The sequence below is a fragment of the Micromonospora sp. LOL_015 genome (assembly GCF_048060275.1).
GTDB lineage: Bacteria > Actinomycetota > Actinomycetes > Mycobacteriales > Micromonosporaceae > Micromonospora_E.
This window is the reverse complement of record NZ_JBHMIO010000042.1, coordinates 1-22,717: the sequence shown is the minus strand read 5'-3', so window position 1 is coordinate 22,717 and position 22,717 is coordinate 1. Positions and strand designations below refer to the sequence as shown.

Genomic DNA, 22,717 nt, shown 5'->3' with positions numbered 1-22,717 from the left:
AGTACTCAGCCGGTGAGCTGCTAGGGCGACTTGCGCCAGTACCGGCAGGTCCAGTCGACCTGGTGGAGCTCGTCGTTGATGCCGTGAGCGCGCCTGAAGTCGTCGACCGCCTGCCGGCAGCCACGTACGGCGTGATAGTCGTCGATGATGACGTAGCCGCCGTCGGAGAGCTTTGGATACAGTGCGTCGAGCGCCACCATCGTCGAGTCGTATAGATCCCCGTCGAGTCGCATGACCGCGACCCGGTCGATCGCGGCCGTCGGCAACGTCTCCTCGAACCAACCCGGCAGGAACCGGACCTGGTCGTCAAGCAGGCCGTACCGGCGGAAATTCGCCTGGACCCGATCCAGCGGCACGGCGAGGAACGGCTCTTTCCATAGGGCATCCTCTACGTCCTCGAGCCGCTCGGGGTCCGGTCGGGGCAGCCCTCGGAATGAGTCGGCTACCCAGACCACCCGATCGGTCTCCCCGTACGCCTTGAGTAACGCGCGCATGAAGATGCAGGCACCGCCGCGCCACACTCCGGTCTCGATCAGGTCCCCAGGAACCTGGTCATCGATTACCTCAGTCACACATTTCTCAAGGTTGTCGAGTCGCCGTAGACCGATCATCGTCTCGGCTTCCGGGGGCCAGTCGCGGCCGTTCGCGCGTTCGTCGGCATTGAATGGGAATCGCACCATGATGTCCATGTCCCGCCGGTTGAGCAGTCGCTGACCCTGGCTGAGCAGGGTGCTGCGCAGTGAATTGCGGCGCGGGTGGTAGCGAATCCATGATTCGCCGAAGGCGTACCTTGTCAGGGTGCGCTTCATGAGGTCCAGGTACAAGGTCCGTGGGTCGCCGGCGGCGGTGCCGGTGGGTTCCGGGTCTATGACCGGCATGACGCTCATCTGAACTCCTTCTGAGAAGTGGTTTCATCAATTGAGATTGGCTGGACGGATGCCGGTAGCCATCATCTGCTGAAATAGGTTACTACTGACCAGCATCGAATGGCTGCTATTCGGCGCGAATCGCTGACTGTGTAACGCTGGTCAGTGCTGCGGACTGTGTCGCTCGAGGAGCGGTCGCTGTCGGCGTGGCGGCAGCGGCCGGAGTCTCGGCGCCAGACGGTGGATCCGTCCGTCGGTGTCGACCGCCGTCTGAGCCCGGAGCCGCGAATCGGTCGGGGCGACCGGACAACCGGTGGGACAGCATGGTCGCGCCGTCGACGACGACGACACCGACGAACGGCACACCGAGGTGCCGCATCAGCATCGAGGCCTGCTTGGCGTCGGCCGTGTCGGTGTCACCTCGCCGGACCACCAGTACGACGGCGTCGACCTTTCTCGCGAGCATGGCCGCCGAGGTTCCGGTCAGGATTGGCGGCGCGTGCAGCACCAGGTCGTCGTCCGTGCCACCGATGGTCTCCTCGAGCTGCCCGCCGGTCGGCCACTGGCCCACCAGATCCGCACCGACGACGGTCGGAACAGGGCCGGTTGCCGGCCGGCCGGAGGTGCGTTCCATGAAGCTCAGTACGACGCGGTCGGCAACCGGCTGCGGGTCACCTTGACCGGTGCTCTGAGCTTCGACGAGCGTCGCGTTGTCGCGGCCGCCGGCGATCCGAAGGGCCAGCAGGGCGGCCACCATGGCCTTCCCGTCGTCGTGTCGGGCGCTGGTGACCAAGATCCGCCGGCCGGGCAGCGAATCGACGAAGACGCTGAGGCCTGCGACCAGGGCGTCCGCCGCCACGGTCGCCGCACCGTGTCGCAGCATCCGGACATGTCGCGGCGCGAAGCGTCGCGGCAGCTGCGGGAAGACCGCCAGCACCGGTAGACCCAGCTGGGCGTCCACCGCCTGAACATCGCGCAGCCGATTGTCGAACCGGTTGCGGGCGGTCGCCAGGCCGAGGCCGACGAGTAGGCCGGCTATCGCACCGAGCGCGCTGTTCAGCGTGGGTTTCGGTAGGACCGGCCGGGCCGGCGCAGTGGCCCGGTCCAGCACCCGCGCATCGACCTGAACCTGCTCCGCAAGCGCGAAATCAGCGAGCCGCCCGATCACCGCGGCTGCGGCTTCGTTTGCGATCGCGGCCGCCCGGTCGGCCGAGCGGGCGGCCGCCGCCACGGTGACGATCTGCATGCCGGGCTCGAACTGTCCGGTCACCTGCCCGACGACCTCGTCCGCCGGCAACCGCAAACTGTCGGCGGCCCTGGTCGCGACCTCGCGCGTCTCGACCATCCGGGCGATCGTCGGCGCCAGACTCTGCGCGAGGGTGATCGACGCCGTCTCCTGGCCGGCAACTTCCCCGTCGCCCTTCGCACTGATCAGCAGCGAAGCCGACGCCTGATAGGTGGGCGGGGTCCACTGGGTGACCAACTGCGCGGCGAGCAGCCCGAGGCACAGTCCGAAGACCGGAAGCCCGGCGAGCCGGGCGACGGCACGAACTGTCGGCAGGCCACGGGACCACCGGGTCATGGTTTCGCCTCCAACTGCTGTGCTGCGGCGGCGCGCGGCGCACGGTGCGGTTCCCCGCGATGTCGGGGCAGACCCGTCGCCGAGCGCCGGTCCCCGGCGCCGCGAAGCCCGTTCCACGCATCGCACATGGCGTCAGCGATGCTCTCCCAGCTGAACAACCGGTTGACTCGGGCCAGTCCGTTGGCGGACAGCCTGGCTGCGAGCTCCGAATCATCCCGGAGTCGGGAGAGACAGTTGGCAAGACCGACCCAGTCGCCAGCGGTGAAGGTCAGGCCGGCATCGCCGATCACGTGTGGTATCTCGCCGACGTCGCTGCCGACCACCGGTGTGCCACAGGCCATCGCCTCGACAAGTACCCGGCCGAACTGTTCGCGTAGCGGAATGCCCACCCACGGCAGGACGTTGCGCTGCACGACCTCGACGGAGGGCAGCGCCAGGGCATCCATCCGATTGAGGTGGCCGGGCAGGTCATGGTGATCTGCCCAGGAATGCAGCACGATTCGCCCTGGGCGGCGCTCGATCGCCCGCTCGACCAGGGGCCGGAGGGCACCTGCGCCGATGAACGCCACGTCACAGTCGACCGACTCGGCCGCGCGCAGCAGATCGGCGATACCCTTGTGGTGTTCGAGCCGACCGACGAATCCAACGGTGAAGCGACGGCCTGCGTCTCCGGTCGGTCCTGGCCGGAAGAGTTTCGGGTCGACGCCCAGGGGCACGACGGAAGCGTTGCCGGCGTATCCCTTAACTCGAAGGACGTAGAGCGCCGCCGGGGTGATCGGGAACATGTGATCGACCTGACGATAGGAGTACCGTTCAATGGTGGGGAAGGGCGCCGGAAACCCGATGACGATGTTCTGCGCGGCGTAGAGCGAGACCGGTACGCCCGGCCAGCGTCGCCGGCAGGAACGGATTACCTGCCAGGTCGACAGGTAGGCGGCCTCACCGATGATATGCACGACATCCGGTGGTTGCTCTACAACTCGGCTGACGTCAGTCCGGAAGAGGACCGATGCCATGTGCCCGGTCCGGCCTTCCCCCAACAGATGGGGAACGACGTGGTAACGGAACCTGGTGGACCTGCTTGACACCAGGTCGAGCTCGGTCCGGGTCAGCTCGGAAACATCGGCCGCGACAACCGTGACCGTGACATCAGGGCGATTCGCCAGGGCGGCGAACAATTCGATCCAGTGTTCCGTCCGTGCGCCGACGACGGTGACCATCACGTGCACTTTTTCCTCCACGATTTTTCCGGCCGGCTGGACAACGCGATCCGTGAGATCTCTGACCAGGCTCGAGCGCGGGCCGCTCCGGTCCGAGGTTGGATGGGCAACCGCATCCCGGCGATACCTATACCGAGCATCGCGCGCAGCAGTACCACGGCACGGAGGGCCGCGAGCGTCGTGGGTCGGTGGAGCGCGAAGAAGCGCAGCATGCTCCGGTACAGGTGTGGCCAGGTGCGGGCAGGGTCGGCGCTGCTGCTGCCACCGCCCACATGCATCGCCTCCGCGGACGGCAGGTACAGGACCGCGACATCGTTGCGCCATGCCTGAAGGCACAGCTCCTCGTCCTCGTAGTAGAGGAAGTAACCTTCGTCGAGGCCGCCGATTCGTCGCAGCAGGTGCAACCGCACTGCCATGCACGCGCCGGAGATCCAGTCGACGGAGATTGGGCCGCCCGTCTCCCGGCACGCGTCGTACGTCGCCCGGCGGGTTCGTCCGGACACCAGCCGGCGTAGCTGTACCGGTAGCAGACTGCCGCCGAACCGGGACGCGACGACCGTGGTCAATGACTCGAACGGGTGTGCACTGATGGCTATCTGCCCGTCCGGGCGGCGTATGCGTGGCCCTACGATCCCGGCATGAGGGTGGTCACGCAAGGCGGTGAGGAGGGCGTCTACCGTAGCGGAAGGGCATGCGCAGTCCGGGTTCACCAGCAGTACGACATCGGTCCGGACGGCCGTGACTGCCTGGTTGACGGCAGTCGCGAAACCGACGTTCACGATGTTCGTCTGCAGCGTCACCTCGGGAAACTCTGATCGTACGATTGTCACTGTGGAGTCGCTGGAGGAATTGTCCACCACGATGACCGGTAGTCGGCTTCTCGCCAGTTCCGTCAGAGTGGCGCGAATATGATCTTGCGAGTTGTGCGTCACGATCACCGCGGTCGCGTTCGACTCGGTCATGTCCTCACCTCCTCGGGGACGGTCGGCTGTGGTGTATCGATGGAACCCGTGATCATCGTCAGAGCTGGCAGCAGGCCGAGTTCCCAGTGGCCCGCCGTCGGTCCGGCGAATGCTGCTCCGACAAGGAATCCACAGGTGAGCGCGGCGAACCCGAACGCTATGCCGTTACCGTACAGAAATCCGTTCCGTATTGTGCGGTAAAGCGGCCATAGCACGACGATGAGGCCGAGGATGCCGATGTTCGCCAGGACGGTCACGTAGAAGGCGTGGTAGACCGGGCCGACATCATCTCGGGTGAAGTCTGGTAGATAGATGTCCCGCACCGACTGCCCCAGCCCGCCGCCGGTGAAAGGGCGCTCCGCGAAGACGTTCATTCCGACAGCGGACTCGGGGCCCCGGTAGCCCGACGACTCCTGCAGTTCAAGGGCCACCACGTCGACGTGGTTGGCAAGGCTCGACACCAGGGCCAAGAACGCGACACCGGCGACGGCGACGGCGACCGTCGCTGCCATGCCACGACGTAGGGTCCGACCGCCCCAGACCAGCATCACCGCGAGAGCGACTGCCGCGGCCAACCACAGCGCCCGGTACATCGACACGGCGACATCCGCCAGGAGTAACCCGGCGAGCAAGGCGAAGCCGGCCCGGCTCCAACCTTCGGCGAGCCCGGCCAGGACGATCAGCGGTGGTACGGCGAGTAGCGCGATCAAGCCACCTGTCTGGGTTGCAGTGGCCAGCGCTGTCAGTGTGAGTGCCACGGTCGGCACCAGGTAGAGAATGGCGGCTGCGCGCAGCCGTCTCAGGTCGCCCAGCGTCTGGGCCGCGATCCAGAAGTAGACCGGAATGACCGCGATCTGGTAGGCACCGACCAGGACGTCCCGGGGTGGGTTGCCGAGCGAGAGGCCGTACACCGCCGCCAGCAGCACCAACAGCGTGAGACCCAGCATCGGCAGGTCCGCAGTGGTACGCCGAAGCTTCTCCGCCCCGATCAGCACCCGGATCGCCAGTGCGATCCCCCCAGCACCGAGTACGGCCGCGTGCATCGCGACGATCGTGGCGACGTCGCCGCCACCGATGGTCACGCCGGCAATCGTGCCGCCGATGATGGCGACTGGGAGCACCGCCCACGGCCAGAGCACGAACGCCGCGCAGCAGACAGCCGAGGCTGCCAGGACGGTGCCGAGGGTGCCGGGTGAGACGGCCAGCGCCCCGACGACGGTCGCGGCGAACACCATCGGCAGCGGCGCGGTCCACAAGCCGTACGCCAGTCTCATAGTGGCGGTCCGGCCAGATCCGTGAGCAGAGTACGCAGCTGGGCGCCCCGCACCGCCCAGCTGTTGTCGACCGCGACGGACCGGCGTAGCGACACCTCGGCCGGAACGTCCGCTGTCTGCAACGCCTCCTCGACCGCCGCGCCGAACTGCTGCGGCCCCGCCGCCAGCCGGATCGGAGCGCCGATGCCACGCAGCGCCGGTAGCGGTGTGGCGACGACGGGTTTGCCCATCGCGAGATACTCGTAGCACTTCTTGGGATGCACGTAGTCGATCAGCCCGCCGACCCGGTAAGGGATGATTGTCACGTCACAGCCGCGCAGGATCCCGGGGACGTCCGCGAAGGGAACCGGACCGGTGAGAACGATGTTGGGCAGCCTGACGAGCGGACTCCGGCCGCCCCGGGTCGTCGGACCGGCGAGTACGAAGGTCCACTCTGGGTGCTCGGTGGCCAGATGCGCCACCAGGTCGGCGTCGAACGCCCGAGTGTCGACGGCACCGACGTAGCCCAGCACCGGCCGGGGCAGCCGGGCCAGCCACGAGGAGACCGGCCCGGCTGGATGGAACCGGTCCGGATCACAGCCGTTCGGTAGTACCACCACCGACCGGTGCCCGCTGGGTAGCCGCGCGGGCAGCGCCGACGACGAGGCCAACACCACATCGGCGGCGGCCAGCGCATTGCCCAGGGCCCGCCGTAGGTGCCATCGGTTCCACCGCCGGGTGAAGGTCCAGTCCAGATCTGTTGCGTCGTAGACGACAGCCAGCTCTCCCAAGCGCCCTGCGACCGTCGCGGCCAGGTCCTCGTCGATCCACAGCAACCGGTGGCCCGGCCGGTCGTCCAACCAGCGACGGATGAGTGACGCGCCGCAGCGGCGGTTGACCAGGTTGGCCGGGGGCAGCTGTCGGCCGAGCGGTAGGAGGACGGGCACCTCGGCGCGCCACAGGTTGTGCTCCACCGGGGTGACCGACATTCGCCAACTCGGTAGCTGGCCGGGGGGATCCACGTAGAGCACCCGACGGTCGACCGCGATCTGCCGGGCCAACGCGTGCTGGCGGTGGGCTCCGCCACGCCATGGTGTGGCGCTGAACATCACCACCCACCCGCTGCCGGTGCCGACGGACTGTCGTGACACATCGGTGTCGCCGGCACCGTGTCGCCGCGGCCGTGGCATGGCAACGGACCGGGACGACGAGCGGACCGGGTGACCATGCCTAGACATGAGCTGGTTCCGCCGCTGCCGGAAGGGGCGACGAGAGACTGTGTACTTCATCCTCGCCGAGGTATCCGATCACCGCGGTCACGCGCTCGTCGGTCAGGTACAGCACCCGGGCGCCGGCCTGCCGGTCCAGCCAGCGACGTAGCCGGCCGGCGCCGACCTGCAGATTGACCCGATCGATCCAACCGACGTACCTGCCGAACGGCAGCGCCGACGGAAGGTCTGTGGTCCAGACGGACTGGTCCTGCGTCTGGACCGTCAACCGCCAGCGTGACCGCGCGGCGGGCTCCGCGCGCAGCAGCAAGACCCGCTTGTCCTGCCGCCGGCTCGCCTCCGTCACCAGGGCTGAGGTCACCGTGCCTGACGGAGGGGAGCCGGCAGCTGCCACGGACCGCCCCGAGTCGACGATCACCCACCAGTCCCGGATGTCACCATCAGGCAGCGGACCGACGTCGCCGCGTAGCGCCGCTCGTAGATCGCTCAGTCCCAGCGGCACGGGCCGACCAAAGAGCCGTTTCAGACCGTGATCGACGAGGCTCACCGCGCGGAAGACAGCCAGCTTGTATCGCGGCTCGGTCATGGACAGATAGCCGACCAGGCTGCCGAGTAGATGGCGCTGCCGGATGGTTGGTCCGAGCCGACGGCACGAGGCGCCCCTACTGTGCGTCACCACCGCGTGTGGGATCATCCACAACTGGCGGCCGGCGTCCCGCAACGTGCGGGCGAGCACGGCGTCGTTCCAGTAAATCGGAAACCGTTCGTCGAAAATATGATCCGTCGGCAGCACCTGCCTCCTCAGCAGCATGCAGCTGCCGGAGGCCAGCAACCGGGGTCGGCTGAAGTCCTCCCCGCGCATCTGGAATTTGTGCAGTGCCTGCCGGAAGACCGGGAGCTTGCGGAGCGCGGTGACCAGAGCGATCGTGGCAGTGAAACTCGGCAGATTGACATAGTGCTGCTGGAAGGTCCCGTCCGGGTTCAGGTACAGCGGACTGACCCCGGCAGCCTCGGGGTGCTGTCGCAGATGCTCGACCATTGTGCTCAATGCGCCCGGGTGAAACCGGACATCGCTGTTGAGCAGCAGGATCAGCGCGCCTCGGGCCTGCCGGTAGGCCTGGTTGACGGCGGCGGCGAATCCGACGTTGTGCTCGTTGCGTAGCAGCCGTACCTGGGGATGGTCGGCCAGTAGCTCGGCCGACCCGTCGCACGAGCCGTTGTCGACGGCGACGATCTCGAGACTCAGGTCCCCGCGGATCCCAGTGGGCAGCGACTCGAGGCACGCCCGTGTCTCCTCCCGGGTGTTCCAGCTCACCAGCAGGATCGACAGGTCCACGCTGCTCATGAATCCTCCCTGCGCGCAAAGACCCGCAGCAGGTCGCCGAGGGTCGGGTGGCTGACTCGCAGCGATCGACAGGCCGCGAAGTCGGCGACCACCAGGTTGCGGGTCTGCCGCAGGCGGGCCGGAGCCCGCCAGTAGTAGCGGGAAAAGATCGTGTCCTGACCGACCACCCGGAAGCCGGACTCGGCCAGCAGCCGGGCGAGCGAGTGCGGCGTGAAGTGCCAACGGTGGTAGTCGGGGGCGATCGCCGGCCACCCGCTGCCAAGCCTGCGCGCAGCCGCCGAAGCGATGTTGGGCACCTCCAACGCCAGCCAGCCGTCCGGTCGCAGTGCAGCCCGGGCCGCCGCCAGGAACCGTCGCGGATCGGTCACGTGTTCGAGTACGTGGAAGGCGCACACCGCCTCGACCGGGGCTCCTGGCGCATGATCCTCGAACCGGTCCGTGCGTACCGGCACACCCAGTTGCTCCCGGGCGAAGCTGGCGGCGGCGTCCGACACCTCGACGCCGCGGGCGTCGATGCCGGCGTCGCGGGCGGCCCGCAGAAAGTAGCCACCTGCCGACCCCGCCTCCAGCAGGGTCGCCGGGCGAACCCGTGACCGCAGCCAGCGGAGCCGCCGGGTGGACTCGTACCGTCGTTGTCCGGCGGACGCGAAGTAGTCCTGGTATCCGTCGGTCTCGTAGTAGGCGCGGTCGTACAACTGCTCGGGTGGCGGCAGCTCGCTGGCCGTCCAGACGAACTGGCAGGTGTCGCAGCGCCGGAGCAGCCCGTCCGTGACGGGGCGACCGCCCGAGCCGTCGCCGCACAGCAGGCAGCCGGTCGCAACTTTCTCCGCAGATCTCATCGGTTCTCCTGTCACTCGCCGTCCGTCGCTTTCGCCACCAGACGGACCAGGTCGCCCTGTCGTGGATGGACCAGCCGCAGCGAGCGGGTCGCCGACCAGTCCGATGGCAGCAGCCGGTGGGCGTGCCGTAGCTGATACCGGAGCGGCATGTAGTAGCGGAACACCGTGGTGTCCTGCCGGAGCACCCGAAACCCGGCCATCGTCACCAGGTGCGCCAGCGAGCCGGGGGTGAAGTGCCAACGGTGGTACTCGGGTTGCAGCCCAGGCCATCGCTCGCCGAGCAGCCGGGCCGCTGCCGAGGCGATGTTGGGAACCTCGAGCACCAACGCACCCCCGGGACGCAGCGCCGCTCGTGCGGCACGCAGGAACTGCCAGGGATCCGTGACGTGTTCGAGTACGTGGAAGGCACAGACCGCGTCGATTCGGTCGGGCAGCGTCGCGGATTCGAAGCTGCCCTGCTCAACTGGCAGGTTGAGGCGGTCGCGGGCGTACCGCGTCGCCGCCGCGGAGACCTCGACGCCGTACACGTCGATGCCGCACCTCCGGGCAGCCTCCAGGAAGAACCCGCCCGCTGGTCCGACCTCGAGCAGGGACTGCGGCCGGATCGTGGAGCGCAGCCAGCGCAACCGCCGGCTGGCTTCGAACCGGCGCGGCCCCGGCAGGAAGTAGTCCTCGTAACCGCCGCCTTCGAAGTACGTGTCGTCGTAGAGGTCCGGTGTCGGATCGGCCGCGCCGATCGTCCAGGCGAAGCCGCAGGCCAGACACTGCCGCAGCCGTCCTCCAAGGATGGCTTCGTCGGTCGGTCCCGGACCGCAGACCAGGCAGGAGGCACGACGGGGACTCATCGGCTGCCAACTTCGTCGGTCAACGGTGCTCCGGTGCGAACGGCAATCTCCGTATCGACACACGGGTTCACCTGAGCCGCCGTGCGGTCCGCCGAATCTGCTGCGCGACCGTCGATCGTGGGGCGGAACCATCGCACGCCGGCCACCAGGAGCGTCGCGACCAGCAACGTGATACCGGTTCTGCAGCACACCGCGAGCGCAGCGCCCAGCCGTCCGTCGCCGTCCGGCAGGTGCGGCGACACGAGACCGCCGACGGCCGCCGCGACGACGGCGGCGGTGGTTGTCCAGCCGAGGATCCGCAGCACCGGCGTCAGCGGCCGAGCCGTGCTGCGGTGGAAGTGCCACAGAAAATAGCTCGACGAGAGCAGGATCGCAGCTGCGGTGGCGAGCGGTACGCCGACCGGGCCGTACAACCAGATGAGGGGGACCGTCGTACCAAGGTTGAGCAGGACCGACAGCATGACGTACCGGGTCTCGAGACCGGGGCGTCCCTCCGCCCGGGCCACGATCGTCGCCGCGCCGAGCACCAGGTTGACCGCGTACGCGGGAGCCAGTACCGCGAGGTTCGTCGCCGCCCAGGGCACCTGGTCGCCGATCCAGAGCCGGACCAGGGGGTCGGCGGCCACCACGACGGCAGCCGTGCACGGTGCCAGAAAGGCGGCCAGACGCCACGTCGTTCGCAGGTAGAACCGGTTGAGCCAACCAGGGTTGGCCACGCCCGCGACAGCGACCGGAAAAAGCGCGAGCAGCGCGAACCCCGGCGGCAGCCGGAGCAGGTTCAGCAGCCGGGCACCCAGGTCGAAGTGCCCTGCGGTGGCCGGGGTGAAGAAGCCACTCAGTACGAACCGATCGAGCTCCGTGTTGACCACCCCTGCGGCGCTCGTGGCCTGCACCCGGAGGCCGTAGCCGCGGACCACACGCAGATCCTCACGCCGGATGTCGGGCAGCCGCGGGGTGTAGGCCGGGCAGTACCGGCGGGCGGCCAGAATGGTCAGTCCGCCCCGCAGGCCGCTGGTCAGGGCGGTGACGGCGGCCAGGCCCACCAGCCCACCGCCGATCCGGAGCAGCCCGACCGTCAGCACGCCGCCCACCAGTGCGGCTCCGGCACCGATCCAGGCCGCCGTGCCGTGCCGCTGGGTGCCCTCCAGAACCGCGCGCCACGGCAGTTCGACGCCGCCGAGGAACAGTGACACCAGCAACCACAACATCGCCCGGCGTGCCTCACCGGCGAGCTCACCCAGCTGCAACAACCGACCGACCCAGGGCCAGGAGGCGGTCAGTAGGGCCGTTGCCAGTACGGCGAGGCACACCGCCCAGCCCAGCCCGAGGGCCAGCGTGGCACGTAGCCGCCGGGGCGACGAGTCGCCGTCGTCCCGCGCGACTTCACGTACCATGGCCGAGCCGAGGCCCAGGTCGATGATGGCCAGGACAGCGACGACTGCGCAGAGCAACACCCAGATACCGAACTCCTGGCTGCCGAGGTGCCGATACACCAGGGGCAGCGTCACCAACCCGACTGCGGTGACGATCAGTCGACCGCCCAGCAGACTGGCGGTGTTGCGGGCCACCCGGCGGCCGGTCCCGGTTGACAGGCTAACCACGGGGGAATCCCCGGCAGAGTTCCACGATGGTGAGCAGGAGCAGACCCAGGTCCAGCCGCAGCGACCGGCAGTGCAGGTACAGCAGGTCACACCGAAGCTTGTCCTCAGCCGTCGCTGCATAACCGCCGGTCAGCTGCGCGATGCCGGTCAGCCCTGGTCGGATGAGGTGACGCAGGTGGTAGTGCTGGAGCCGGCACAGCTCGCCGACGAACTCGGGCCGTTCGGGCCGCGGACCCACCAGGCTCATCTCCCCCCGGACGACGTTCCACAGCTGCGGGAGCTCGTCGAGGCGGGTACGCCGGAGCAGCCGGCCGAGTCTGGTGATCCGGTCGTCGTCGGCAGCGGCCAACGTCGGCCCTGTGGCGGACTCCGCGTCGACGTGCATGGTCCGGAACTTGACCAGTCGGAAGAGCCGGCCACCGGTACCTACTCTGGTCTGCACGTACAGTGGAGGACCGGTCACGGCCACCGCCGCGCCGAGGAGTAGCAGCAGGGGCATGAGTAGCGGCGCCGCGAGCAAGATCAAGGCGAGGTCGAGTCCTCTTTTCGCCCACATGTCGGCCGTCGTCAGCGGACCGGAACGCAGCTGGAACCAGGGCAGCCCGCCGTGACGTCGTAGGCGGGCCGGCCGGAGAAGTCCGTACACCGGTCGGGCGAGGACGAGGATCGGCACCCGGTGGGCGCGACAGGCGGCGATCAGCCGTGCATCGGCGGCGTCCAGGGACTGCTTCAGCAGCAGCAGCTTCGGCTGGTATTGAGCGAGTACGGCTGGCAGTGCCTCCAGGTCTACCGGCCCGCGCAGGCGGAGCGCGACGTCGAACTCCTCGTCGAGCCGGTCCGCTGGGCTCTCGGGCCCGTCGTTCTCGAGGACCAGGACCCTTCCACCCCGGCTCCCGTCCGGTCTGCTGGAGTGCCGACGGCCAGCTCCACCGTTCGGCAACCGGGGTGCGACACGCCGATCGGCGCCAGGCAGGACGGAAGCCGGCGCCGACGCGTCCGCGTGACTCGGCATGCGTGTACTCCAAACCAGGTCTCGGCCGTTAACCCATCAAATCGGATGGAAGCACAATATATCCTGCTCAGCCGCCTACAGGTCACATATAGCTTGAAAACGTGTAATAGATCTTGAGTCATTCGTTGGAAGGCGGCGGTGGTTCCTGCATGATGGGCAGATGCCCCCAGGTCGTCGCCAGATCTTCGCTGTCTCCGGCATCCTGCATCCGCCGCCGGGTGAACCGGCTCCGCGCCGCAGCGCGCTGCTCGACCACGCAATCTCGTTGACCGGTGTGCCGGTGGCGAAGGTCTGCCTGGTGCCGACCGCTACCGGTGACCAGCCAGACGTGATCGAGTCTTTCTACGCGGCGGTCGGCGACGCCAAGCAGGTGATCCCGTCCCACCTGCAGTTGTTTCCTCGGCCGAACGTCGACGACGTCGGGGCGTTCCTGCGCGAGCAGCAGCTGATCTGGGTGACGGGCGGTAGCGTGGTGAATCTGCTCGCCGTGTGGCGGGCGCACCGGGTCGACGCCATCCTCCGCGAGTGCTGGGCGGCCGGTGTGGTGTTGGGCGGGGGGAGTGCTGGCAGCATCTGCTGGCACACCGGCGGGGTGACGGACTCTTTTTCTGAGCGGCTCGACCCGGTCACCGAGACGTTGGGGTTGTTACCGTACAGCAACGGCGTACACCATGACCTGGCGGAACAGCCGCGCCGGAGGCGGTACCTGGAGTGCGTCGCGTCGGGCGACCTGCCGGCCGGGTACGCCACCGACGACGGGGTCGGCCTGCACTACATCGGCACTGAACTGGTCGAGGCGGTCAGCAGCCTGCCCGGTGCCGGGGCGTACCGGGTAGAACCGGATGTACGGGGCGGGGCAGCGGTGGAGCGTCCGATCCCAACCCGCCCGATTGGCGCTGGCCTAGCGGACGTGATCCGCTAGGCCGCGACCCGGCGGTTCTCGTGCAGCCCAGCGCGGAGTTCGTCGTCGCTCATCACCAGGTAGACGAGGCCGCAGTCGGCCGGACCGGTGGCGCCGGGCAGGCACAGCGTGCAGGGCTCGCCCGGCCGGATCGGGCATTTCGCCTCGGGGCGTCGGTGGTGCGCTCGCGCGTTCATACCCTCACGGTCCCGGGTCGACGCGGTCGGCGGCAGGGCCGGACGGCACCCGGCGGGCCGGTCCTCAGGCCTGGGACGGGGCACCACGGTAGGTGCCCGGCTGTACTACTGTGCCGACGGCGGCGCGCGGCGGAAGAGATGGGTGGCATGGGATTCGGAGTGAGCTGGTCGCTGCGCGACCACGACGGCGTGCTGCTGGCTGATCTGGCGGTGACCGACGGCGACTTTCCCTGGCTGTACGCCACCCTCCGGCCGACCGAGTCGTTCGCGCCGCTGCGGCCGATCTTCGACGCGGAGCTGCGGGCGATGCGGGTGGTCGAGGACGGTCCGGACGACGGCGCCTGGGAACGGGCGTACCAGCAGGTTCGGGCTGCGGTCGTGCTGATCGACCCGGACGGGGCGGCGGTGTCGGAGTTCCTGCTGCACGTCAAGGGCGACGAGGCCTGGTGGCGGTGGAACGACGAACCGTTCGACGAGGACGACAAGGACGACAAGGACGAGAAGGACGAGAAGGACGGCGGCAGCGACGGCGGCGGCGAGCCTGTCTCCGGGAATCAGACGGGCGACCGGTGATTCGCCGACGGGCCGGTGCGCTACTGCTGACGGCGGTGCTGCTCGCCGGCTGTGCCGGTCAGCTGCCGCAACCAGGTCCGCAGCCACCGGACAACGATCTGGCACCCGTCCCCACGCCGACGCCGGTGCCGTCGGCGGATCCGTCACCTGACTGCCCGGACTCCGGAGCGCTGCTCAGTCTGGGTGAGGTGGACGCCGCGATGGGTCTGCGGGCGATGCCGATTCGGCTGGTCAACTGTGCCGAGGAACCGGTGCACGTCGACGGCTTTCCGGAGCTCACGGTCCTCGACGAGCAACTGCAGCCGCTGGCGGTCGAGGTGATCGAGGGTGCCGAGGTGATCGCCCGGATCGACACCGTGGCCGGCAGCCCCGTACCGATCACGGTGCAGCCCGGTCAGCGGGCCGGCGCGGTCCTGGTCTGGCGCAACACAGTGGACGATGTTCGGGTCTCGCCGACGCACGGCAGCTTCCTGGCCGTGGCGCCGGCTGCGGGCGTACCGGCGCAGGTGCTGGAGCCCGACGGCGGCCTCGACATCGGCACCACCGGCCGGATCGCGGTCAGTCCGTGGGCCCCGGCCGACTGATCGCCGCCTGCAGGTCAGCGCGGCCACCGATCATTTGAGCGACTGCTCAAGACTCGTGCCAACCTCTCAGTTGAGCATTCGCTCAAACCAGGGAGGTCAGGCGTGCTGTACATCGAGGCGCTGATCCAGGCCCCGGTTGACCAGGTGTGGCGTACACCCAGGACCCGGCCCGGCACGCCCGGTGGGACCTGCGCTTCACCCGGATCGAGCCGTACGGGTCGCAGGGAGGGTTCCGGTACGCCACCCGCTGCTGCCCGGCCTGACCGTCGCCGGCACCGGACAGTCCACCGGCGAGCGCCGCCGACCCGACGGCTCCGCTGCCTCCGCGTTGCGGTTCACCTGCGACCACAAGCTGTCGCTGATCCGGTCCGGCCACGGCTTCTGGCGCTACCAGCCGACCCTCAACGGCGTCCGGTTCCGGACCGGCTACGACTACACGCCCGGGTGGGGTCGCCTCGGCCCGCTCGCCGACCGGGCCTTCCGCCCGGTCTTAGGCAAAGCCACCGCATGGTCGTTCGACCGGCTGCGACTGTGGCTGGAGCAGGGCGTACCGCCGGAGCGCGGTCGTGACCGGGCACTCGCCGAGGTCGCCGTCCGGCTCACCCTGGTGGTCGCCGTCCGGCTCACCCTGGTGGTCGCCGCCGCCGTACTCGATCACCGGCTGGCGCTGCTGGCCGTACCACTGGTCGCGAGCAGTCCATCGGCTGCGTCGGCACCGGGGTGATGGACCGGTTCTGGCACGGCCCGGCGGTCACCGGTCCGTTGCTGCACCTCGGCGCGACCCGCCACATCATCTTTCCCGAGCAGGGCACCGACGTTCCGTGCGCAGACCGACGAGCGGCTCGCTCCGGCTGCGGCGGCCGCGCTGCGGCTGTGGACCGACGAGATCGAGCTGGTGCTCCGCCGGGTGCTGGCCGGATCGCCGTTGGCCGCGTTGGAACAGATGGCGGTGCTGGTCGACGTCGTCGACGACCTGAAGCCGGTCGCCCGCCGGGCATTGCAGGGCAGGCTCGCCCGCCGCAGCCGGGGTCGGGCCACGCCGGGCAGCCGGAGCTGACGCGCGGTGGGCTCCGGCGGACGGGCGGGCCAGACGCGCAGCGGCGCCCGGCCGGCCGGGTTACAGCGGCCCCAGCACGCTGCCCGGATCCGCGTCCAGCGCCAGCGTCTCCAGCACCGTCAGCAGTTGGCGTTCCTCGTACCTGAAGTGGGACTCCATGATCGCGGCCAAGCCATCCAGGTGCCGGTCCAGCTCGGCGGGCGGCGCGGCTCGCGCCACGGCGGCCTGCAGCCCGGTCAGCAGGTACGCGATCATCGAATGGTCCTGCCGCAGGTTGCGTAGCGTGTCGTGCAGCTCGGGATGCTGTGCGGCGATGGCCGGGAACAGTCGACCGTCCTCGCCCTCGTGGTGGGCAGTCAGAGCGGCGCAGAATCCGTGACAGAACAGCAGCAAATCCCGGGTCGCCGGCTCCGCCGGCCGGCCGGCGGCCAACGCCTCTCGGGTGTAGGTCAGCGCCTCGCGGAGCCGGTTGTGCACACCGCGCAGTTCGCGGCTCCAGGCCACCAGCCTGGCTTCGTCGCCCTCACTCACTTGTGGAGGGCAAGGAAACGGCGCTTGTCATCGTCGTGCTCCCTTCGGTCCGGCACCTCCATGCCTGACACGGACTGCCACCGGCACGCGACGCTACGGCGAGGTTATCAGATGTCGCCCGGACCGACCGGCCTGTCCGGACCGGCCAGCCTTGTGGACAGAGGACTGTGACCGGGTTGTCGCCGTATTTACGATGGCAAACTTGGCGGGCGGTGATAAGGTTACTGTACGGCGACTCACGGGGAGACAGATCATGATTGACCTTGAGCCACGTGCATTCATTGCCCGATGCATTCATTGCCCGACGACCCGGCCCAGCGATTCGACGCTGTCTCGCCTGGCGATCGACGGCCGTGCCGGCCGGATCGCGCTGTCGTAGCCTCGGTCAGCGGTAGCTGACCTATCGGTGGCCGGAAAGCCGGCCACGAGGAATCAGCGGTTCGTCGCGTTGCGCGACGTTCCTGGTGTCCACGCTCGCCGCCCGGCCCAGCCGGTCTGCGGTGCAGTCCACCTGTGTGCAGCCCCCGGCCAGCGTCACACCCTGGTCGGGTCCGACCGCCTAGCGTCGGCTAGCCGGCACTTGCCGGGCCGATGCCGGGCAACCGTTGTCGACCAACCACTACCTTGTCCCGTCTGATCGGCGCGATTCCCGGCACCGGCCGGGGAGACGCAGTCGATCGCTGTCTGCCAATGGCAGTTTCACCGGATTCTGCCTGTCGACGTCAGCGGAGGTGATGCGTGATGGAGACCGACTGACCCGTGCCAACGTTCCGATCCTGCGTCACGGCTGTAGTGCCGGAAACCACTGGATGCCGTACGCGAGATACAGTTCCGGATCGTCGAATTCCGTGTAGACCTCGCCGACCGCGTCCGGCTGCAGCAGTTCGCTGCCGGGCTGCGGTGTGTCCAGTAACCGAACGGGCTCCCCGGTCACCCGCCGCACCCACTTGGGCAACCGGACCGGGTCGAATCTCACTCGCAGCTCGAACCGTCGGCACCGTCGGGTGGCCGTCAGCACGTAGTGCGGTGAGGCGATCTGGCTCGGACCCAGTCGAGTGACCACACTGAAGTCGCATGATTCACCGGCGGCGAGTGGCCGGGGCAGGCCGACGACCAATTGCGACCGCTGCGGCAGCGGTCGTTCGTGTCTGATCAGCCGCCCACCCCAGTGCACATCTGCCCGGATGTCGAGCCCGTCGCTGCCCGGCGGGCAGGGCAGCGACATGCCGAGCATGATCTCGTCGACGCCGTCCCGGTCGGCGACGATCCGCCGTTCCTCGTACGCCTCCATCGTCGGGGTGTCCAGCCGGACCAGCACCCGCAGCCCGGCGACGTGCCAACCGGCTCCGACCGGGCTGGAGCTGCGCCGGCCCAGCTCCTGGCCGATCGCCTCGGCCAGCAGCACTTCCGCTTCGTTGATCCGACGCAGCGCGGTCCGGTCCTCGCGACCCAGCCGCCGGGCAAGCCAGGCGACCCGGCCACGGAAGTGCGCGTCCTGCGCCTGCGGGTGCAGCCCCAGCGCGACCCGCGCCGCCAGCGCCATGTCGTCCGGTAGGCGTCGGACCTGGCTGTTCAGCTCGGCTATCACCCGCTCGCGCAAATCGGCGGGCTCGTCGTCGCGGTTCACCGCACTGTTGCCGCAGAGCGTACGCAGGCGGTCGCCGAGCCGACCGGACAGATCGGGCGCCGACACGCCGCGACCGGCCCGCAGGGTGCGCAGCTCCGACTTGACCTCCACAGCGGACACGGATGTCACCGTCCTTCCTGAGCGAGTCACCTTGTCCTCGCCGTGACATCAGCACCAGATTCTGTCACGCGATGCGACTTTTGCGGACGTTCACGGTGGCCGAGACTGTTCACAGCGAGATCCGACGTGGTCCGCTCCTGCGCGGGAGGGCGTGAGCCACCGTGCCTCCGTGTCCCGATCTGTGGGTGCCGGGACCGGTTCGCGTGCTCAGCGCGTGGACAACGGGGATGGCTCCGGCACCCGCAGCGGGATGATCCGCCGGCCGGCCCAGCCGGGCGGTCAACCACCGGTGGGCGGCTCGCCGTCAGCCGGGTCGAACAGGGACGACGGAGGCCCGGCTGCGGTCACCGGGCCGGGCCGGTGATCCGGCGGCGCCAACGGCCGCGCCGGCTGCCGGCTGAACAACCGTACGCCCGGTCGCTCCGCGGCTCGGGCGGTGACCGGCACGGTGACCATGCGCACCGGCTCGGGCGGGGCGGTGAAGCCACGGCTGCCCCATCGGACCCAGATCGCCACTCGACCGGCTGCGGCCTCGGCGAGCAGTTTCTCGACCGTACGGCGTCGGTCGGTGTGGTCCACCTCGACCACCAGCGGCGGCGCGTCGGGCCGAGCACAGGCCACGTCGACGACCGAGTGCCGGCCGTGCATCGGCGGCGGCAGCGGCAGTACGCTGGCTGCCCGCCGGTACACCCGCCAGCCCTGCTCGGTACCCCACCGCACCACGGCGTCGATGATCGTCCTGGTGACCTGTTCGGTGCCGAGATCGGTGAAGGTCAGCGTGGTCAACTGATCGCCCAGCCCGGCGGCCATTCGCGCCGCGTCGGTTCCATCGGTCACAGCGGCAGCCAGGCGAGTACGTCCCGGATCTTGGCGTCCCAGTAGCTCCACACATGGTCACCGGATTCGAAGTGGACGGTGAGCGAAACATCCCGCGCCACGCAGGCGTCGCGGAACCGGACGTTGTCCGGGTACAGCACGTCCTCGGTGCCGCAGCACAGCCAGAGCTGCGGCACCGCCGCCGGGTCGGCCCGGTCGAGCACCGCGAGCAGGTCGTCGTCGCTGCCGGCGATGTCCTGCTCGCCGAAGACCCGCCGCATCAGTGGGTCGGTGGTGGACACCGACGGTCCGTGCTGGCGGGCGGCCACGTCGAGTACGCCGGACAGGCTGGCCGCCGCCGCGAACCGGTGCGGCTGGCGCAGCGCCCAGCGCAACGCCCCGTACCCGCCCATCGACAGGCCCGCGACGAAGGTGTCCTCCCGCCGTCGGGAAACCCGGAAGAACGAGTCGACCACGGCCGGCAGTTCGGTGGACAGGAAGGTCCAGAACGGTGCTCCGTGCACCTCGTCGGCGTACATGCTGCGATGCACCTGGGGCATCACCACGGCCAGGCCGCGTTCCTCGGCGTACCGCTCGATGGAGCTGTACCGGGTCCACGCGGTGGCATCGTCGGTAAGCCCGTGCAAGAGATAGAGCACCGGGGAATCGGCGTCGCCGGCCCGCGCGGGAGCGCCGATCCGGGTCCTGGTGTGCTGGGGTAGCAGGACGGTCATCGAGGTGGCCTGCTCCAGCACGTCGGAGTAGAAGTCGACCCGCAGGTGTGCCATCCACCTAGTGTGCCGGTTCACCGGTCCGCGACCTCGCGTCGGGTCAGTCGTTCCCGGCGCCGAGCCGTTCCCGACGGACCTGGCCCGGCGCAACCCCGTACGCCCTTTTGAAGGCCCGGCAGAACGCCGCCTCCGAGTGGTAGCCGAACCGGCGGGCGACCACCGGCAGCGGGTCGGCGGAGCGCCGCAGGTGGTCGTGGGCCAGCTGCAGCCGCCAGGTCGCCAGGTAGCGGATCACCGGTTCACCGACCAGTTCGGTGAACCGGGCGGCGAACGCCGACCGGGACATGCCCGCCTGCTGGGCCAGGGTGCCGACCGTCCAGTCCTGCCCGGGCTCGCGGTGCAGCGCGGTCAGCGCCCGGCCGATTTGGTCGTCGCGGAGCGCGGCCAGCCAACCCTGGCGCGCCTCCGCAGCGGCGTCCAACCAGGACCGGATCGCCTGGATCACCAGTATGTCGGCCAGCCGGGTCAGCATCGTCTCACCCCCCGGCTGCAGCGCCTGTGCCTCCCGGGCGACCAGCCGCAACGTGCTGTGCAGCCACCCCGACTCGTCGTCGTCGAACCGGTCGAGATGCAGCACGGGCGGTAGCTGAGCGATCAACCGCCGGGCGGCGACGTGGTCCGGGCGCAGCACCGCGTACGTCACCTGGGTGAGCTCGCCGCCGCCCCCGTGTCGCATGATCTCGTAGCGCTCGCTGAGCTGCTGCACCGGAATGTCGAACAACGGCCGCGTCGATGCGTCCGGGGCGCTGCGGAACCGGTGCGGGACACCGTCCGGAATCAGCGTCAGACTGCCCGGCCCGATCAGGTACGGCTCGGCATCGCCCACCTCCAGCCAGCACCGGCCGGCGGTGACCACCTGCAACGTCATGCAGCCCGGCAGAGCCGGCACGTCGATGCCCCACGGGGCGGTCAGCTCGGCCCGGCAGTAGAGGGTGCCGGTCAGCCGGAACATGTGCAGGGTCTCGCCGAGCGGGTCGCTCATCGCCGGGATCGCGCAGCTGGGTGTCGTCCACACCCTGCCCAGTTTCCCGGAGAGTATGCCGAACATCCACAGGTCTGGACGATGAGCAAAGAAATCAGGAATCAGGATCATTGTTCCGCCGATGCCACCCCGGCAGGCTGGTCGACAAGACATCACCCGCCCGAGTCGGACGCTTCGCCCGACCTGGGCGGTGGCCAGCAGCGGGCGGTAGATGGCCGTCCACGACACCTAAGACCGAACAGGAGTTCCCACGCCATGTCACGACCGTCAGTGCTCGTCACCGGGGCGACCGGCAAGACCGGCCGGCGCATCGCCGACCAGCTCACCACACTCGGCCACCCCGTGGTCCGGGCCAGCCGCCAGGGCGAGCAGCCGTTTCACTGGGCGGAGCCGGCCAGTTGGTTCGCCGCGCTGCGCGGGGCGGACGCCGTCTACCTGTCGTACTCGCCGGACCTCGCCGCACCCGAAGCGCCCACCGTGGTCGAGAAGTTCACCGCCGCCGCCCGCGACGCCGGTGTCCGCAAGCTGGTCCTGCTCTCCGGTCGGGGCGAGACCAACGCCGGCCGCTGTGAGGCGATCGTCGCCAGTTCCGGGCTGACCTACGGCATCGTGCGGGCCAGCTGGTTCAACCAGAACTTCACCGAAGGACACCTGCTCGGCCCGGTCCTGGCCGGGACGGTGGCCCTGCCCGCCGGCGGGGTGGCCGAGCCGTTCGTGGACGTCGACGACGTTGCCGACGTCGCGGTGGCGGTGCTCACCGACCGCCGGCATGACGGCCGGACGTACGACGTAACCGGGCCGCGCCTGCTTACCTTCGCGCAGGTGGCGGCGGAGATCGCCACGGCCAGCGGCCGGGCCGTCGGCTACCAGCCGGTCACCGCCGAGCAGTTCCATATCGCCCTGGTCTCGCAGCTGGGGCCGGACTACGCGCGGCTGCTCACCGACCTGTGCGTGGAGGTGTTCGACGGGCGCAACGCGTCGCTCGGTGACGGCGTCGAGCGGGCGCTGGGCCGGGCACCGCGGGACTTCGCCGACTTCTGCCGGCAGGCGGCCGCCGCCGGGGCGTGGCAGCAGTGACCACCGTCGCCGGCCCGGTGCCGGCGCCGCCCCAGATCAACACCCGCACCGGCAGCCGCAGCCAGAAGGTGATTCTCGTCGTCGCCGGTCTGGTCGTGGTCGGTATCGGGGGCGCGGTCCTGACTGCACCGGACGCCTTCCACGCCGGCAACGGCATCGACTTCGCCGGCAACAGCAGCCTGCTCAGCGAGACCCGGGCAGCCGGCGGGGCACTGCTGGCCACCGGGATCCTGGTCACCCTCGGGGCGTTCGTCCGCCGGCTGACCTTCGCCGCGGCGCTGATCGGGGCGACCGTCTATCTGGCGTACGGACTGTCCCGGCTGCTCAGCATCGCTCTGGACGGGATGCCGGCCACCGGTCTGGTCGCCGCTGCCATCGCCGAGCTGGTCCTCGGCACGGCCTGCGGGTACGTCCTGCACGGTAACCGCCACGCAGGTGCGAATTCGGCACGGTAACCGTCACGCAGGTGGGAGTCCTGCCGGTAACCGTCGCGCAGGTGCGCGCCCGGTCACCCCAACCGGGCGCGCCATGCGTCGAAGTCGTCGGCAAGCGGGTGGTCACCGGCCGCCCGGCAGCTGCCGGTGGCCACCTCCAGCAGCCGCTGCCAGACCGGCAGGTACGCCGCCGGTTCCGGCGGTGGCCGGTCGGGGGGGTGTCCCTATGGGTTGTGTCAAGCGGCGAGGCGGGGTTCGTCCGCCGGTTTGGGC

The 22,717-nt window shown here is 69.4% G+C and carries 23 protein-coding genes and 2 pseudogenes; 8 read left to right on the top strand and 17 right to left on the bottom strand.

What is annotated here, in order from left to right:
• Positions 1-20 precede the first annotated feature (20 nt).
• The 11 genes from ACFHWU_RS24270 to ACFHWU_RS24220 form a co-directional block, all read right to left on the bottom strand.
• Positions 21-887, bottom strand: a complete 867-nt coding sequence (locus tag ACFHWU_RS24270) for a TylF/MycF family methyltransferase (protein ID WP_416591673.1) — start codon at positions 885-887, stop codon at positions 21-23.
• A gap of 106 nt (positions 888-993) precedes the next feature.
• Positions 994-2,448, bottom strand: coding sequence for a hypothetical protein (locus ACFHWU_RS24265; protein WP_416591672.1), 1,455 nt, complete (start codon positions 2,446-2,448; stop codon positions 994-996).
• Positions 2,445-3,689, bottom strand: coding sequence for a glycosyltransferase family 4 protein (locus ACFHWU_RS24260; RefSeq protein ID WP_416591671.1), 1,245 nt, complete (start codon positions 3,687-3,689; stop codon positions 2,445-2,447). The genes ACFHWU_RS24265 and ACFHWU_RS24260 overlap by 4 nt, the downstream gene beginning before the upstream one ends.
• Positions 3,668-4,630, bottom strand: coding sequence for a glycosyltransferase family 2 protein (locus ACFHWU_RS24255; RefSeq protein ID WP_416591670.1), 963 nt, complete (start codon positions 4,628-4,630; stop codon positions 3,668-3,670). Before ACFHWU_RS24255 ends, ACFHWU_RS24260 begins: the two co-directional genes overlap by 22 nt.
• On the bottom strand, positions 4,627-5,904 hold the full coding sequence (locus ACFHWU_RS24250; protein ID WP_416591669.1) for an O-antigen ligase family protein: 1,278 nt from the start codon (positions 5,902-5,904) through the stop codon (positions 4,627-4,629). Before ACFHWU_RS24250 ends, ACFHWU_RS24255 begins: the two co-directional genes overlap by 4 nt.
• Complete coding sequence (locus ACFHWU_RS24245) at positions 5,901-7,034, bottom strand: glycosyltransferase (RefSeq protein WP_416591668.1); 1,134 nt, start codon at positions 7,032-7,034, stop codon at positions 5,901-5,903. The genes ACFHWU_RS24250 and ACFHWU_RS24245 overlap by 4 nt, the downstream gene beginning before the upstream one ends.
• A gap of 79 nt (positions 7,035-7,113) precedes the next feature.
• Entirely contained in the window at positions 7,114-8,457 is a 1,344-nt protein-coding gene (locus ACFHWU_RS24240) for a glycosyltransferase family 2 protein (protein ID WP_416569187.1), read from the bottom strand.
• Entirely contained in the window at positions 8,454-9,296 is an 843-nt protein-coding gene (locus ACFHWU_RS24235) for a class I SAM-dependent methyltransferase (RefSeq protein ID WP_416591667.1), read from the bottom strand. The genes ACFHWU_RS24240 and ACFHWU_RS24235 overlap by 4 nt, the downstream gene beginning before the upstream one ends.
• Before the next feature lie 11 nt (positions 9,297-9,307).
• The gene (locus tag ACFHWU_RS24230) at positions 9,308-10,141 is read right to left on the bottom strand and encodes a methyltransferase domain-containing protein (protein WP_416557226.1); all 834 of its coding nucleotides are present in this window, start codon (positions 10,139-10,141) and stop codon (positions 9,308-9,310) included.
• Positions 10,138-11,742, bottom strand: coding sequence for a lipopolysaccharide biosynthesis protein (locus tag ACFHWU_RS24225; protein ID WP_416591666.1), 1,605 nt, complete (start codon positions 11,740-11,742; stop codon positions 10,138-10,140). Before ACFHWU_RS24225 ends, ACFHWU_RS24230 begins: the two co-directional genes overlap by 4 nt.
• The gene (locus ACFHWU_RS24220; protein WP_416591665.1) at positions 11,735-12,754 is read right to left on the bottom strand and encodes a sugar transferase; all 1,020 of its coding nucleotides are present in this window, start codon (positions 12,752-12,754) and stop codon (positions 11,735-11,737) included. The genes ACFHWU_RS24225 and ACFHWU_RS24220 overlap by 8 nt, the downstream gene beginning before the upstream one ends.
• 160 nt (positions 12,755-12,914) lie before the next feature.
• On the opposite strand from ACFHWU_RS24220, the gene ACFHWU_RS24215 reads away from it, so the two are divergent.
• On the top strand, positions 12,915-13,676 hold the full coding sequence (locus ACFHWU_RS24215) for a Type 1 glutamine amidotransferase-like domain-containing protein (protein ID WP_416591664.1): 762 nt from the start codon (positions 12,915-12,917) through the stop codon (positions 13,674-13,676).
• Here ACFHWU_RS24215 and ACFHWU_RS24210 read toward each other — a convergent pair.
• Positions 13,673-13,852 carry a DUF6767 domain-containing protein gene (locus ACFHWU_RS24210; RefSeq protein WP_416591663.1) on the bottom strand — a complete coding sequence of 60 codons (180 nt, stop codon included), beginning with the start codon at positions 13,850-13,852 and terminating at the stop codon, positions 13,673-13,675. The genes ACFHWU_RS24215 and ACFHWU_RS24210 overlap by 4 nt on opposite strands.
• Before the next feature lie 147 nt (positions 13,853-13,999).
• Here ACFHWU_RS24210 and ACFHWU_RS24205 point away from each other — a divergent pair, with 147 nt between their 5' ends.
• The 5 genes and pseudogenes from ACFHWU_RS24205 to ACFHWU_RS24185 all read left to right on the top strand — a co-directional run.
• Positions 14,000-14,425, top strand: a complete 426-nt coding sequence (locus ACFHWU_RS24205; protein ID WP_416591662.1) for a hypothetical protein — start codon at positions 14,000-14,002, stop codon at positions 14,423-14,425.
• Positions 14,422-15,009 (top strand): DUF4232 domain-containing protein, encoded by a 588-nt coding sequence (locus tag ACFHWU_RS24200; RefSeq protein WP_416569190.1) that lies wholly within the window; start codon positions 14,422-14,424, stop codon positions 15,007-15,009. Before ACFHWU_RS24205 ends, ACFHWU_RS24200 begins: the two co-directional genes overlap by 4 nt.
• 181 nt (positions 15,010-15,190) lie before the next feature.
• The gene (locus ACFHWU_RS24195) at positions 15,191-15,733 is read left to right on the top strand and encodes a hypothetical protein (RefSeq protein WP_416591661.1); all 543 of its coding nucleotides are present in this window, start codon (positions 15,191-15,193) and stop codon (positions 15,731-15,733) included.
• Positions 15,733-15,789, top strand: a pseudogene (locus tag ACFHWU_RS24190) (hypothetical protein); the annotation flags it as partial. The gene ACFHWU_RS24195 and the pseudogene ACFHWU_RS24190, both read left to right, overlap by 1 nt.
• 43 nt (positions 15,790-15,832) lie before the next feature.
• Positions 15,833-16,066 (top strand): annotated as a pseudogene (locus ACFHWU_RS24185) (hypothetical protein); the annotation flags it as partial.
• Positions 16,067-16,126: 60 nt separating this feature from the next.
• Here ACFHWU_RS24185 and ACFHWU_RS24180 read toward each other — a convergent pair.
• From ACFHWU_RS24180 to ACFHWU_RS24160, 5 genes are all read right to left on the bottom strand, one after another.
• Positions 16,127-16,597, bottom strand: coding sequence for a hemerythrin domain-containing protein (locus ACFHWU_RS24180; protein WP_416557218.1), 471 nt, complete (start codon positions 16,595-16,597; stop codon positions 16,127-16,129).
• Between the two features lie 781 nt (positions 16,598-17,378).
• The gene (locus tag ACFHWU_RS24175; RefSeq protein WP_416557217.1) at positions 17,379-18,344 is read right to left on the bottom strand and encodes a hypothetical protein; all 966 of its coding nucleotides are present in this window, start codon (positions 18,342-18,344) and stop codon (positions 17,379-17,381) included.
• 279 nt (positions 18,345-18,623) lie between these two features.
• Positions 18,624-19,181: a hypothetical protein gene (locus tag ACFHWU_RS24170; RefSeq protein WP_416569191.1), complete on the bottom strand. Its 558-nt coding sequence runs from the start codon at positions 19,179-19,181 to the stop codon at positions 18,624-18,626.
• Positions 19,178-19,948, bottom strand: coding sequence for an alpha/beta hydrolase (locus ACFHWU_RS24165; protein WP_416591660.1), 771 nt, complete (start codon positions 19,946-19,948; stop codon positions 19,178-19,180). Before ACFHWU_RS24165 ends, ACFHWU_RS24170 begins: the two co-directional genes overlap by 4 nt.
• Positions 19,949-19,991: 43 nt before the next feature.
• Positions 19,992-20,933: an AraC family transcriptional regulator gene (locus ACFHWU_RS24160; protein ID WP_416557214.1), complete on the bottom strand. Its 942-nt coding sequence runs from the start codon at positions 20,931-20,933 to the stop codon at positions 19,992-19,994.
• Between the two features lie 255 nt (positions 20,934-21,188).
• Here ACFHWU_RS24160 and ACFHWU_RS24155 point away from each other — a divergent pair, with 255 nt between their 5' ends.
• Together ACFHWU_RS24155 and ACFHWU_RS24150 are read left to right on the top strand one after the other, a co-directional pair.
• Positions 21,189-22,010: an NAD(P)H-binding protein gene (locus ACFHWU_RS24155; RefSeq protein WP_416557213.1), complete on the top strand. Its 822-nt coding sequence runs from the start codon at positions 21,189-21,191 to the stop codon at positions 22,008-22,010.
• Positions 21,998-22,465 (top strand): DUF4345 domain-containing protein, encoded by a 468-nt coding sequence (locus tag ACFHWU_RS24150; protein WP_416591659.1) that lies wholly within the window; start codon positions 21,998-22,000, stop codon positions 22,463-22,465. The genes ACFHWU_RS24155 and ACFHWU_RS24150 overlap by 13 nt, the downstream gene beginning before the upstream one ends.
• Positions 22,466-22,717 lie beyond the last annotated feature (252 nt).